Annotated in this window: 13 protein-coding genes; 9 read left to right on the top strand and 4 right to left on the bottom strand. The window is 47.9% G+C overall.

What is annotated here, in order from left to right; all coding sequences use genetic code 11:
* Positions 1-55 precede the first annotated feature (55 nt).
* Positions 56-2,875, bottom strand: coding sequence for a glycoside hydrolase family 3 C-terminal domain-containing protein (locus tag ACFTRD_RS22835; protein WP_379384027.1), 2,820 nt, complete (start codon positions 2,873-2,875; stop codon positions 56-58).
* Between the two features lie 372 nt (positions 2,876-3,247).
* On the opposite strand from ACFTRD_RS22835, the gene ACFTRD_RS22830 reads away from it, so the two are divergent.
* The 5 genes from ACFTRD_RS22830 to ACFTRD_RS22810 all read left to right on the top strand — a co-directional run bounded on the left by ACFTRD_RS22830 (position 3,248) and on the right by ACFTRD_RS22810 (position 7,686).
* On the top strand, positions 3,248-4,792 hold the full coding sequence (locus tag ACFTRD_RS22830; protein WP_379384025.1) for an FAD-dependent oxidoreductase: 1,545 nt from the start codon (positions 3,248-3,250) through the stop codon (positions 4,790-4,792).
* Positions 4,793-5,067: 275 nt separating this feature from the next.
* On the top strand, positions 5,068-5,397 hold the full coding sequence (locus ACFTRD_RS22825) for a PadR family transcriptional regulator (protein WP_379384023.1): 330 nt from the start codon (positions 5,068-5,070) through the stop codon (positions 5,395-5,397).
* Positions 5,390-5,977 carry an HAAS signaling domain-containing protein gene (locus tag ACFTRD_RS22820; RefSeq protein WP_379384021.1) on the top strand — a complete coding sequence of 196 codons (588 nt, stop codon included), beginning with the start codon at positions 5,390-5,392 and terminating at the stop codon, positions 5,975-5,977. The genes ACFTRD_RS22825 and ACFTRD_RS22820 overlap by 8 nt, the downstream gene beginning before the upstream one ends.
* 2 nt (positions 5,978-5,979) lie before the next feature.
* Positions 5,980-6,879 (top strand): DUF4097 family beta strand repeat-containing protein, encoded by a 900-nt coding sequence (locus ACFTRD_RS22815; RefSeq protein WP_379384019.1) that lies wholly within the window; start codon positions 5,980-5,982, stop codon positions 6,877-6,879.
* Between the two features lie 87 nt (positions 6,880-6,966).
* Positions 6,967-7,686 (top strand): 3-ketoacyl-ACP reductase, encoded by a 720-nt coding sequence (locus ACFTRD_RS22810; RefSeq protein ID WP_379384017.1) that lies wholly within the window; start codon positions 6,967-6,969, stop codon positions 7,684-7,686.
* A gap of 161 nt (positions 7,687-7,847) precedes the next feature.
* Here ACFTRD_RS22810 and ACFTRD_RS22805 read toward each other — a convergent pair whose 3' ends face one another.
* Both ACFTRD_RS22805 and ACFTRD_RS22800 read right to left on the bottom strand, forming a co-directional pair.
* Positions 7,848-8,396: a helix-turn-helix domain-containing protein gene (locus ACFTRD_RS22805; protein ID WP_379384015.1), complete on the bottom strand. Its 549-nt coding sequence runs from the start codon at positions 8,394-8,396 to the stop codon at positions 7,848-7,850.
* A 43-nt stretch (positions 8,397-8,439) separates the two neighbouring features.
* Positions 8,440-8,805, bottom strand: coding sequence for a glyoxalase superfamily protein (locus ACFTRD_RS22800; protein ID WP_379384013.1), 366 nt, complete (start codon positions 8,803-8,805; stop codon positions 8,440-8,442).
* A gap of 225 nt (positions 8,806-9,030) precedes the next feature.
* On the opposite strand from ACFTRD_RS22800, the gene ACFTRD_RS22795 reads away from it, so the two are divergent.
* The 3 genes from ACFTRD_RS22795 to ACFTRD_RS22785 all read left to right on the top strand — a co-directional run bounded on the left by ACFTRD_RS22795 (position 9,031) and on the right by ACFTRD_RS22785 (position 11,676).
* On the top strand, positions 9,031-9,705 hold the full coding sequence (locus ACFTRD_RS22795; protein ID WP_379384011.1) for an alpha/beta hydrolase: 675 nt from the start codon (positions 9,031-9,033) through the stop codon (positions 9,703-9,705).
* Positions 9,705-10,475, top strand: coding sequence for a DODA-type extradiol aromatic ring-opening family dioxygenase (locus ACFTRD_RS22790; protein ID WP_379384009.1), 771 nt, complete (start codon positions 9,705-9,707; stop codon positions 10,473-10,475). Before ACFTRD_RS22795 ends, ACFTRD_RS22790 begins: the two co-directional genes overlap by 1 nt.
* Before the next feature lie 199 nt (positions 10,476-10,674).
* Positions 10,675-11,676 (top strand): cation diffusion facilitator family transporter, encoded by a 1,002-nt coding sequence (locus ACFTRD_RS22785; RefSeq protein ID WP_379384007.1) that lies wholly within the window; start codon positions 10,675-10,677, stop codon positions 11,674-11,676.
* Positions 11,677-11,784: 108 nt separating this feature from the next.
* Here the strand turns inward: ACFTRD_RS22785 and ACFTRD_RS22780 are convergent, their stop codons facing one another.
* Positions 11,785-12,417 (bottom strand): NAD(P)H-dependent oxidoreductase, encoded by a 633-nt coding sequence (locus ACFTRD_RS22780; protein WP_379384005.1) that lies wholly within the window; start codon positions 12,415-12,417, stop codon positions 11,785-11,787.
* Between the two features lie 134 nt (positions 12,418-12,551).
* Here ACFTRD_RS22780 and ACFTRD_RS22775 point away from each other — a divergent pair, with 134 nt between their 5' ends.
* A complete protein-coding gene (locus tag ACFTRD_RS22775; protein WP_379384003.1) occupies positions 12,552-13,598 on the top strand; it encodes an AraC family transcriptional regulator in 1,047 nt (348 codons plus the stop codon).

The raw sequence follows: 13,598 nt of genomic DNA, 5'->3' as shown, positions 1-13,598 counted from the left end.
CATTATTTCATTCGCTTATTCCAATTCGTTATTCCTTACTAATCTCCTATCTAACTTAACGAATCTCAAAATGGCTGACACGCACTCCTGCGGATAACACAAGGTATACATCCTGCTGACCTGATACCCCTTTAAGGTCTGTCCGAACCGTGGACCACTGTTGGGCTTCGCCCTGAACCAATTCCACGCGCCCTGCCAGCGTACCGTCGGATGCGCCCAACCGAACTTCCAATACTGCACCTGCCTGTTCTGCCGACACACGGGCTTCAAGTGAAGCTACACCCCTGCCAAAATCAGCATCTTTGAAAGCAATCCATCCTTGTTCACCAATCACACGGACAGATGTTCCGCCTTCTTTGCTCTCATCCAGATCCACACCGAGGTATGCGTCATAGTTCTCGGCACGCGTGGCTACACTCAGATTACGGGCAGGAATCGTCTCCCCTTGTACCGTCAGGTCTGCAACAAGCTGGATATCGGAGGAAGATTTGCCCACCATAACCGAATAAGTGCCGTTTTCGACGACATAACGATCACGGGTCACATCCCAGATTGCCAGTTCTTGAACGGGCAGCTTAAAGCTGACTTTCACCGTAGCTCCAGCTTCAATATGAAGTCGACGGAAACCTTTTAACGTTTTGAGCGGGCGTTTTACACGGGACTGTCCAGCACGCACATACAATTGCACAACCTCATCACTGGCGATCGCTCCTGTATTGGTCACGTCCACATGCACAGCGATTGTCTCATCCACGCCAGCTTGGGCCGGATTCAGCTCCAAATTGCTGTATTTGAACGATGCATACGTTAATCCATGTCCGAATGGATACAGTACTTCACCTTCAAAATACTGATACGTACGTCCGGATTGAATGATATCGTAGTCTCTGATATCAGTCAGCTGATCTGCGGATTGCACCCACGTCATATTCAAACGGCCTGCCGGCGCATAATCGCCATACAATACATCAGCAACAGCATTCCCCAATTCTTGTCCAGCATGGGATGTATACAATACAGCCGGAATGTTCTCCTGCACCCAGTTGGACGTGAAAGGGTAACTTCCCACGATAACTACAACCGTATTCGGATTCGCTGCATAGATCGCTTCGACCAGACGCTGCTGGGATTCAGCCAGATCCAGACTTGGACGGTCGATCTCTTCTTTACCATTTACAAGTGGATTGTTGCCGACAAATACAATCGCCGTCTCCGCTTCCTTCGCAGCCGCTACAGCTTCCTCCAATCCATTCACCACAATATCCTTTTTGAACATCTCCGTAGCACCGAATGATTTCAACTCTTCGAATACTGCGAAAGCATCATTTCCGCCATTGGGAGCCGTTACTGTTTTACCGTTCCAAGTGGTCAGCCCTACGTTTCCGTCCTCTTGTGGCAACAGATGAAATACTTCCTTTACAAACCAGCCGTATACTTCATCCGCTGATGCCGTAACCGTCTCTTCATCCGTCGTCAGATATTTACCGTTACTGTCTGCCTTGAGCGTGTAACTCCCGAAACCCCAGTCCGTCAACGTAAACGTCTCGGCATCTCCTGAAGCAATGACCGGTGATTTCTCCCCTTCACCCAAACCGACAACCTTTCCGCTTGCGACGGAAGTCAATGTAATACGGTCATTGCCATCTTTGAATGCAACCTTGTCGCCGCCTACTTTGCTGCTGATCGCTTCAAGCGGGGATACACTATACGGCATGGTACCTGCATACCAGTCACGGTAGACTGTTCCGCCAAGCTGACCAATAACAGCCACTTTGCCGGATTTCGTTTTATCCAGCGGAAGCGTTTCATGATCATTTTTGAGCAATACTACTTGTTCTCTCGCTGCTCTCAATGACAGGGCCTTTGCTTTCTCCGTCATCATCGCTTCTTCGCCAATTGCAGCATATGGATTGCCCTCAGCCGGATCGAATTCACCCAGACGGAAACGCACACGGAACGTATTGAACAATGCCCGATCAATGTCTTCAATTGTGAGTGTGCCTTGCTCCAGCCCTTCACGCAGCGCCTGCTTCGACAGATCCGCATCATCGGTAATACTGTCAATACCAGCTTTGACAGACTCTACTGTACCTTGGGTGTGGGAATCATAGTATTTATGATCGTTCTTGATCCCCATGACATCCCCTGCGTCACTCACGATGAAGCCATCCATGCCCCATTCGCCCTTCACAATCTCGTTTACAAACGGATGAAGCAATGCTGGCGTACCGTTGATCGAGTTGTATGCGGTCATCATGGACTGCGCGCCGCCCTCTTTGAACGGTTTCTCAAATGCTTTCAGATAATATTCACGCATGTTGCGCGGATCAATGCTGGATGAACCACTGCCGCGATCCACTTCATTATTGTTCGCAAGGAAATGTTTCAACGTGGCAACGGCCTTATAATACTTCGGATGGTCGCCCTGGATTCCCTTAACCAGCGCTGTAGTCAGCTCAGCTGTCAATTCCGGGTCTTCACCATAAGCTTCTTCGTTCCGCCCCCAACGAGGATCACGCTCCATATCCACTGTAGGTGCCCACAGGGTGAGACCATTCACAGCCGGATTGCGCTTGTAAAATACACGTGCCTCGTCTCCGATCACGGAGCCAATCTCTTTCATCAGGTCCGCATCCCATGTGCACGCCAGCCCTACCGGCTGCGGGAAAGAAGTGGCTTCACCAAGCCAGGCCAAGCCATGGGCTGCTTCTGTGCCGTGTTTATATGCCGCGATGCCCAGACGTTCTACTGCTGGTTGGTATTGCAGCATCGATTCGATTTTCTCATCTTCCGAAAGACGGGACACAAGGTCCTTTACACGTGTATCCAGTTCGAGCGTTGTATCCTGGAAGGGATATTTCGTTTGGTTGGTCATGATATGGGGATCTCCTTTGGGTTCTCTTGGTTTATTCGTTATGATAGCGGATACATAATCAATAAAAAATGATAAAGTAATCTTGATGTATCCATCCTCATAATTCGAAGATATAACCTTTTGCGACAAGGACTTTATCATTAGTAATAACTGTTCGTTTCATTTCCTAAAACGATTTCGGTAAATCCATCATATAGCATGTATGACCAAAAATACAGGGGTGCTTCACAGAAAAATGTGAACTTTCCACAGGAATGTCTACAGACATCGTTTTTTTCTGGCACAGTGTGGTAATCATGGATAAGAGTACAATCAGGTGCGCTGAATAACAAACGAATTAATAGAAGAAAAGATGATCAAGGAGGAGAACGAATGAGCGATAATCATCAGTTCACGTCAGGTCTGCCCCCCGTTCCTGTATCCCTGTGGCGGGATACTCATGAATTTAATGCATTTCCTAAACTGGAGGAAGACATCTCGGCCGATGTAGCCATTATTGGTGCAGGAATAGCAGGTATTACCACCGCTTATTTACTGGCCCAGGCAGGCATGCGTGTGGTGATTCTTGAAGCCGGAAAAGTACTGGATGGCACAACCGGGCATACAACCGCCAAAGTATCCGCACAGCATGGTGTGATATTCGATGAATTAATGCACCACTTCGGACAAGAACAGGCCCGCATGTATTATGAAGGTAATGCCACAGCCGCCAAGTGGATGCGCGATCTGGTGAAAGAGAAACAGATCGATTGCCAGTGGGCGGAGGAAGATGCCTACGTCTACATTCAATCGGAGGAGAATCTCAAGAAGCTGGAGATTGAACTGACCGCCTATGGCAAGCTCAATATTCCTGGTCAATGGGTCGATCCACTCCCCATCCCGGTCCCGTCCAGAGCAGGCATCAGAATGCCGGGCCAGGCTCGTTTTGATCCGCTGGCTTATCTGCATTATCTGCTCGATTCGGCGGTCCAGCAAGGTGTACGCATCTATGAACATACAACGGTGACCGATGTGGAAGAAGACGCTTCTCTGCATTTGCGGACATATGGCAATGGTCCATCCGTAACAGCTGATCATGTCGTTGTTGCCTCCCATTTCCCGGTTTATGACCCCGGATTCTATTTTTCACGGCTGCATGCCGAGCGTTCCTATGCAGTTCTTGTTGAGCCTCAGAAGCCGCTTACTGGTGGGATGTACCTCTCGGATGATGAACCTTATCGTTCACTTCGAACCGTGATCTATGAAGGCAAGGAACACATCCTGTTCGGAGGAGAAAATCACAAAACGGGACAAGGCATCTGCACGTTTGGTCATTATGAACGTCTGGAGAGCTATGCGGCCGAAACATTTGGCATTCACAACATTCCGTTTCGCTGGTCGGCCCAGGACCTGATTTCACTCGACAAGGTCCCTTACATCGGACCGATTACCGGACGTCATGAACGTGTTTATGTAGCTACGGGTTTTGCCAAATGGGGCATGACCACAGGAACGATGGCTGGACATATTCTTTCGGATCGAATTACCGGACGGGACAACTCTTACGCGGCTGTATTCGATCCTGCAAGGTTCAAGGCAGATCCTGGAGTGAAGAACTTCATTGTAGAGAATGCCAATGTAGCCAAGGAACTGATTTCCGGCAAAGTGGGCATTATTCACAAAAACGTCGGAGAACTCGGTAACGATGAAGGGTCTGTTGTTCGCCATGACGGCAAACGTGCTGGCGCCTACAAGGACCCGAGCGGCAAACTCTTTCTGGTTGACACCACCTGCACCCACTTGGGCTGCGAGGTGGAATGGAATGAAGGGGAACGCTCCTGGGATTGTCCATGCCATGGCTCACGCTTCGACTACGTTGGCAAAGTCATTGAAGGCCCTGCCGTTGAAGACCTCAAGGTGTTGGAAGCACAGGAATAACAAAAGCTGCAAATGCCAATCGTTATACATCTTCATCCCATAGACCCGGATCGGAATCCGTCCTCAGACGGAAGTAACCGATTCGGGTTTTGCGTATGCTGATCTATAGGTAAATTAGAGAGTAAACGAAGAAAACCCTTGTCAGCAATACATCGTGACACGGAACCATTTTTAAATCACTACCTTGCATTATACAGTACCGGATGCTATGCTTAATTTACGACTACTGAACAATACACACTAGTGATTGGATAGAGCAACAAGGAGGAACCCAAGTGAATGTTAATATTCAATTTAAAAAAGGGGTGCTGGAACTATGCGTCCTCGTGCTGATCAACCGCCAGGACCGGTACGGCTACGAATTGGCTCAGGCTGTATCACAGCATATCGAAGTGGCGGAAGGCGCTCTATATCCCCTTTTGCGAAGATTAGTCAATGATGGCTATTGTACGACTTATCTGCAGGAATCCAGTGAAGGTCCGCCGCGTAAATATTACAAACTGTCCGATACCGGTCGTGACTATATGAAGACCCTCACGAGTGAATGGAATAGTTTTGTGCGCAATGTCGCAAATCTTATAGAGGAAGGTACCCACAATGAATAGACAACAATTCATGCAGGCAATGGAGGTTCATCTAAGACCGATGGACCCGCAGGAACGGGCAGAACTGCTCGCTGATTATGATCAGCATTTTGAGATGGGATTGAGAGAAGGAAAACGGGAAGATGAGATTGCTCGTGAACTGGGCCATCCTTTAGAGATTGCAAAAGAAGCGCTCGGGGATCGGTATGATGCACAAACGCCAGGCTCTGACCCGTTCTACGCGCCAACGTATGGAGAATTGCGCCCGCCGAAGAATAACAACAGAGCAGCTCGCAACTTTTTCACCGGCATCGGCCTGATTTTCCTGAATTTGATCCTCGCGATCCCTCTCGGTCTAACCCTGTGGTCGCTATGGCTTGTAATTGCCAGCCTCTCCTTGCTGGTATTGGCCCCCGTTGCTGCTGCAGTGGACTTCTTGTTCCTTAATCATTTCGATTATGCTGAACTGTTCGTTTCGATTGCTGCATTTGGTGTAGGTATTCTATTCGCCATTGCAGCAAAGAGGGTATTCAAATCTTTCAAGCTGGTCACTCTCCAGTACTTGAGATGGAATCAAAAGACAATGAAAGGAGATGCCTAATCATGAACACCAAAAAATGGCTGGCTTTGGCCGTTATATGTATCGGTATCGGCTTGCTTGGAACTTCTATATACGGAGTTCAATTCGGAGACCAGAGAGAAGCCTACTCCAAAAGATGGGATTTCAAAAACGATGAGCTGCAAAATATTAAGATGAATGCTAACTTTAGCGCAAATATTGAATTTGTAGCCAGCCCGGATGAGAACAGCTACATTGAAGTAGACGGCAAATGGGACCCCGCAACAATCGAAAGTTTTGAGCAGGCTACGTTATCGGATGGGACCTTTACATTATCCCAAAAACAGCGCCCTCGTTTGCAATTTTTCACCCTTTATTGGAATAATCTGCAGCAAACTATCACAGTCGCTTTACCAGAAGGACATCAGCTTAATGAAGTCAACATCAGCTCATCTTCCGGTGATCTGGATCTGAAAGGCCTGCATGCCAATACCTTGGACCTTAACAACACGTCTGGAAGCATTCACCTTCAGGACATTACCGTACCAACCATTCAACTCGATCTAACTTCAGGAGACATTAAAGCCGCGGCCATTGCAGGAAATATGGAAGTCAAACAAACCTCCGGAAGTTTTACACTGGATGGGCTTAACGGAGATGTGAGCAGCCGTATACAGTCAGGAGACACAAGAATCATGCAACTAAACGGTGCAGCAAATGTGGAGTTCACTTCCGGCAGTGTGAAGATCGAACAAGAAGTCTCCGGTCCAATTGACGTATCGGGACAGTCAGGAGATATTTCCATACAGGCGGCGCCCGATTTTGACGGAATATTTGACGCACGGACCACTTCCGGTGATGTGAATGTACCTGAATCCCCGATGGTGAGCCGTGAAGTCATCAAAGCTCGTACCACCTCAGGCAGCATCAAAATCAAACAATAATGTTAATTCATCATGAAGTAAATATTCGAACTGTGGGTAATATAGTATAATTAAATGCTAGTCCAATTCTAAGGAGGAGTTACCCACATGGAACTTAAAAATAAAACGGCTGTCATCACTGGCGCCGGTAAAGGTATCGGCCGTGCTATTGCTGAAGCACTTGCCAAGGAAGGCGTACATCTCGGACTTATCGCTCGGACGGCCTCCGATCTGGAGGCTCTCCAGCAATCTCTCAGCCAGGAATATGGTGTAAAAGTGACCAGCGCCATTGCGGATATTTCGGATCGCACTCAGGCTGAAGCAGCCGTTGCTGCCATTGAGATGGAGCTTGGTGCAGTAGACATTCTGATCAACAATGCGGGCATTGCAAGCTTCGGCACACTGCTGGACATGGACCCGGAAGAGTGGGAGCGCATCCTGCATGTCAATGTCATGGGTACATACTATGTAACTCGTGCTGTACTGCCAAGCATGATTAAGGAAAGCTGCGGCAGCATTATCAATATCGCTTCCACCGCAGGCGAGCGTGGATTCGCTACCGGCTCAGCTTATTGTGCTTCCAAATTTGCACTGCTCGGCATGACCGAATCCCTGATGCAGGAAGTACGCAAATCCAATATCCGGGTTACTGCGCTAACACCAAGTACAGTGAACACGGAACTGGCAACCAATGCCGGACTAAAAGTTGGAGACGAAGACCGCATGATGCAAGCGGAAGACGTAGCTGAACTGGCTTTGGCGACGCTCAAGCTGTCAGATCGTGTATTTGTTAAAGCCGCAGGCATCTGGACAACTAATCCACAATAAGTGGGAGTAGTCATACCATTTATTTATAAAGAACAATGAATGACGGAAGCAACCATCTCTAATGATGCACTCCGTCGCCATCCGGCCGCCCGAGAAACCTCATGGGCGGCCTTTTACATATTCAGCAGCCAAAATCATGTCTCCATTCCACTATGCTCTGTTTATGCGTTCCACAAATGGTCCAAATCCAACTCCTTGGACACGGCGATCAGTACTACCGCGGGCTCCTCCCCAATATTGGTCACTTCATGGGGAACGACGGCATTCCAACTGAATGAATCCCCCGCCTCCAAAATCTCTACATCCTCACACTGCTCTGCGCGAATTCGGCCATGTAGAACCAGATGACTCTCTTCTCCGGCGTGCTTATTCACTCCAGTCGATGCACCTGCTGGCAGCTCCACAATGGACATGCGCATGGCGCCCTTGGCCGTTAGATGCTGTACCTTGATCTGCCCACTTCCGGCAGTCGTCTCCTTGCGCTCATCCTTGCGCACCACGTTCATCCGCTGTTCCGGTGACAGCAGCAAGTATGGCAGTGGCACTTTCAGATAATCCGCGATACTTTCGAGCGTCGCGATGGACGGTGATGTTTTATTATTTTCCACGTTGCTGATAAACCCCTTGGATAGCCCCGTACCCTCGCACATTTGCATGATGGTGATCTGTTTTTGTTTGCGGATCGTACGAATGGCTAGACCAATATCCATGTTGCAATCCTCCCCTTTTGATCTGTATATTCAATACTCAATCTTATTCCGCGTTAGGTTCATAAAAAACAATCCGGTTGCCAAACGGATCTATTACCGTCATCTCCCTTAGATTCCACGGTGTGTCGGTAATGCCAGGTCTGGAATGCTTGTACTTTTTCCGATTGAGCGCCTCACATAATGCATCGAGCGCATCCGTTTCTATTCGCAAAGCCGCTCCAGGCGTACAATCGCCATGATGTCCGGATAGATGCAATTGAATGGAATCCAGAGATACCTGCATATATAGCGGCAAATCTGCCTCAAACCGATGTTCCCAATCCATTCGAAAACCCAGATATTCCAGGTAGAACTCTTTCGCCTTGTCTTCATCAAATATTCTCAGAATAGGTACGATTCCGTTAACCATTAGTATCACGTCCTTGGGAGTAATATGTGGATTACTTTGGCGATCCGCCTGATAAATCGTTATAGAGCATTACATATTTCTTATACGGAACATATTTTCATAATACAAAAAAAATATTGACCCTACAATGGAATCATGATAAATTTTGTTCATCAATACAAATATTAATTTCATATTAGTGAACTTTATTTTTAATTACTCATTTCTTCTCAGGTGGTGGTTGCATTGAATTATTCATTGACTTACGAGGTTCGGCTTCCTTCCGATTACAATACAGCACAACCATATCCCGTGGTCTTTGCTCTGCATGGCATGGGTTCGGATGAACAGGATATGCTTCGTTTGATGGAGCCTCTTCAGTCGGATTTTATTATCATCGCCGTACGGGGGCCTATTGTTCAGGGTAGCGGCTACGCTTATTTTCAAATTAAAAGCATTGGCAATCCCGTCCGGGAATTGTTCGACGCCTCTGTTCAGGGACTGCAACAGCTAATTGTTGATCTGTCCGCCAAATATGCAATTGATCCCGCACGGCGTTACATCGCCGGTTTCAGTCAGGGAGCCATTATGGCGATGACCCTTTCGCTGGTGATGGGAGATGCCATCAAGGGGATCGTAGCCATGAGTGGCTACATTCCGCAATTTGTGAAAGACGAATACAAGCTACAGCCTGACTCGGAGTTATCTGTATTTATATCGCATGGCGATCAGGATCATCTCTTCCCGCTGCAACTCGGTGAAGATAACGCCAGCTTTTTCCGTGAACAGACCCATAACGTTACGTATGTTCCATATCACGGTGGACACCAAGTCACCCCCGACTTATATCAACAATTTCAACAATGGCTTCGGACGGATGCCAAGCTGGCTGCCGAAGACCCGAAAGGACTGAATTCATAATGATGCCATCCCTGTTTATCGCTCACGGTGCACCATCACTCGCACTGGAGGAAAATGCATACACTGAATTTCTGCAAAAACTTGGACAGGAACTGCCGAAACCCAAAGCGATCTTATTGTTCTCTGCTCACTGGGAATCTACAACTCAATTGGTTTCTTCGGTAGCCAATTATGAGACCATCTATGATTTCGGCGGCTTCCAGCCCGAGCTGTATCAGATTAAATATCCTGCTCAAGGACATGCAGAGACAACAGCGGAGATTCAGCGACTGTTCACAGAAGCTGGTATTCCAGTAGAAAGCGACTCCGTACGTGGTCTGGACCATGGTGCCTGGGTCGTTCTGCGCCTGCTCTACCCAGATGCGGATATCCCCGTGATTGCTTTGTCTGTTAATCGCTATCTGACGGGTGAACAGCAATATCAGGTTGGGCAGGCGCTCGCTACCTTGCGTGAGCAAGACATTCTCGTAATTGGTAGTGGCGGAACTGTACACAACCTGCGTCGATTGAATTGGGAAAGTAGCGGCGTGGATCCGTGGGCTATGGCGTTTGACAACTGGCTGCATGACAAACTGGTGAACTGGGACACCGCGTCCCTCTTCGCCTATGACAAGCTGGCACCATCAGCCCAAGCAGCCGTGCCTACGCCAGAGCATTTTGTACCATTGCTGCTCGCCATGGGTGCGGGAGATCAGAACAAGCAGGCATCCCTCCTGTTCAAAGCCTATCAGTATGGCAACCTGAGCCTGTCTTGCTGGAAATTTGATTGATCGACTGATATAACACCTTATATACAAATAACTAGACACTCGTGCGAACTCGCACGGGTGTTTTTATTGATATGACCTTTTTTGCATAATGCTGGGAGTTGTAAAGCAAGCTATAATAACATTTAGTGGAAATGACCAAGCTGTAATTAAGGAATACTCTTTCTACACCTATCACATCTTTCTGGGAGGAACATTCGAAGTGGCTGATCAACCAAAGTCTGAGAGCTTAATGTCTCTCGTCAAAAAGGGAAACACATCCTCGGCTGTAGCTATGGCAGGAAACGCTGTGCTTGCACTGTGCAAAGGAGGAGCCTTTCTATTCAGTGGCAGTGGCGCCATGTTCGCCTCGGCGATGCACTCTTTGGCCGATGCCATCAACCAAGGGTTTGTCTTTGTCGGGAGTGTGTTGTCCGAGAAAAAACCTACACGCCGCTTTCCGACCGGATTCGGGCGGGTCATCAACATTTTCTGTATGATTGCCGTTATCGTTGTGACCATTATGGCGTATGAAACGATCCATGAAGGGATTCATCTGTTACTGCATCCGGCTGCTCATTCCGGCGGTATCTGGATTAACATCGGCGTGCTGGTGCTTAACATTGTGATCGATGGAGCCATTTTGATTAAAGCGATGAAAGAAATTCTACACGAAGCACGCGCGCCCAAAGCGTCAGGCCTGGCCCTGTTCCCTGCTGCTATCAAAAATGTAGGACGCGCCGCACCGCCAACACGCCTTGTATTTTACGAAGATATTGTAGCGGTACTCGGTGCGACACTCGCACTGATCTCTGTTGTAGTCATTGCCTTGACCAATTTTGCATTGCTCGATGGAATCGTGACGACGATCATTGGATGTCTGATGATTGCTGTCGCTTTCCGCGTCGGTTATGACAATATGATCGGATTGATTGGTGTAGCAGCACCACAGGATGTTGAGGATAAAGTATCCCAGACCATTCTGGCGGACACTCATGTTGCAGATATCCAGATGATGCGCATTATTCAGGAAGGTCGTTATTACCACGTCGAGGGTCTGATTGAACTGACCAAAGGACTGAGTCTTGCCGATGCAGATGATATCAAGTTCCGTATCCAGGAAAAGTTAATGACAGATCCGGACATCGCCGATGCAGCCATCTCGATTATCGAAGATGATGGCGTGAACAGCTGGGGCAAGAAGCATTCGGATGTGGTGAAATAAGGGATTGCCCTGTTCTTATAATATAAAAAGGCCCACTCTTCGCGGAGTGGGCTTCTTTACATAGCAAACAACGTAACATAGCTAACTACATGGCTGCTAAAGGTTGCGCTAAACTTGTTGGTTGGAATTCACTGACTGACTATCACGGGCTATACTTCTGCCACCCTGCTTCATGCCCATCTCCATCAATTTATTCAGCCATTTCAGACGGAACGCCTCAGTGGAGCCTTTAATTGGACTAACCTCAGTTACACGTACTGGGGAGATCCCGCAGAATTTGAGAATATTGGATTTCATGACCCGGTGCCCTGCATGTCTGTAAATAAGTAGATTGTACAAGCGTGGTGTGTCCATGGTCACAATGATATGGGCAGACCTTCCTTTCAGCAATTTGTCCCACAGAGGCGAGTTCTCCCGATCTTTCATCGCGAAGCCGGGCAAAAATACCCGATCAATAAACCCTTTCAAAATAGCGGGCATCACACCCCACCACGTTGGATATACAAATACCAGATGATCCGCCCATCGGATCAATTCCTGTGCTCTCACCAAATCAGGTTCCAGCTCCGTTCGCTGTCGGTACCCATACTGAAGATTAGGATTGAACTCAATGTGGCTCAGGTCGATCAGTTCCACAGAACTGCCTGATTTCCGTGCTCCTTGTACATAGGCTTCCGATAGTGCTTTGCAGTAACTTTGCGGATCAGGATGGCCATTAATCACCAGAATATTTGATTTCATACATCTGTTCCTCCTGTATAATCATATTCATAAAGGCCGAAGAAGCAGGCATATCACAAGCATAGAATGAACGCATACATAAACAAATGATCAACGGCGCGGAAATGTTGCTGATTCGCGCAAAAGGGGATAATATGAGCAACCACAACCACGGAGTTTCGATTTCCATGTTGTATCCGATCATGAAGACGCTGGTGAACAAAGGGTACGAATCTGAAGCATTTTTCGAGTACGCTGGCTTAGATCCTGCTATGATGCAGAACCCGGAAGCCCGTATTCCAGTTGAAGAATTGGAACGTATTATGCAGTGTGCTGCCCGATACTCCGATGATCTGTATTTTGGATTGAACCAGGGACAACTGCTGGACTTCGCGGACCTGGGACTTCCCGGTTACGTCATGATGCATTCCAAGACGATTGGAGATGCACTCGCTGCTTATCAACGATATAACATCATTCTGTATAGCGGATTCAATCTGAGTTGGGAAGTAAGCGGTGAGGATTTGATCCTTCAATTGTCTTTGCAACATTCGGAGAAGCAAATGTCTCGTCATTGTGTGGAAGATATGGCTGTCTCGATGGTGTATTTGATCAGCAAACTGGCGAATCGCCGGGTGAAGCTGAAAGAGGTTCGGTTCAGTCATCAAGCCCCCGATGCTTCAGGCGATCTATCTCCTTATGTTGGCATGTTCGGAATAGAGCCGCGATTCGGGGACACTCATACACTCCTGCGAATGCACAAAGACATTCTGGATCAGCCCGTATTATATTCGGATGCAAGAATGCTGAAGGTCTTTGAAACCATGGCTCAGGAAAGCAAAGATGAGCTTCATTCGTCACAATCCTTCTCCAGCAAAGTAAGTCGGTGGATGATGAAGTGTCTTCCAACCTTCTTTCCCACATTACAACACACCGCAGAGCATCTGGGCGTGAGTATTCGCACACTTCAGAGCCGATTGCGTGAAGAAGATACAACATATCATGAGATATCCGTACAGGTACGCAAGGAAATGGCATTGCGATATTTGCAGAAGGGAACCTATTCGGTAGGGGATATTGCCTATGCCTTACATTTTTCGGAGCAAAGCGCGTTTCAGAATGCCTTCAAAAAGTGGACCGGACAGACGCCTGGACAATACCGTTCGAGTCTCAAACAGCCGATTCAGCCCGTGGCTGAATAA

The organism is Paenibacillus sp. NPDC056933, assembly GCF_042674385.1.
Taxonomy (GTDB): domain Bacteria; phylum Bacillota; class Bacilli; order Paenibacillales; family Paenibacillaceae; genus Paenibacillus.
The sequence above is the reverse complement of the archived record's forward strand: the minus strand, read 5'-3'. Positions and strand labels throughout refer to the sequence as shown.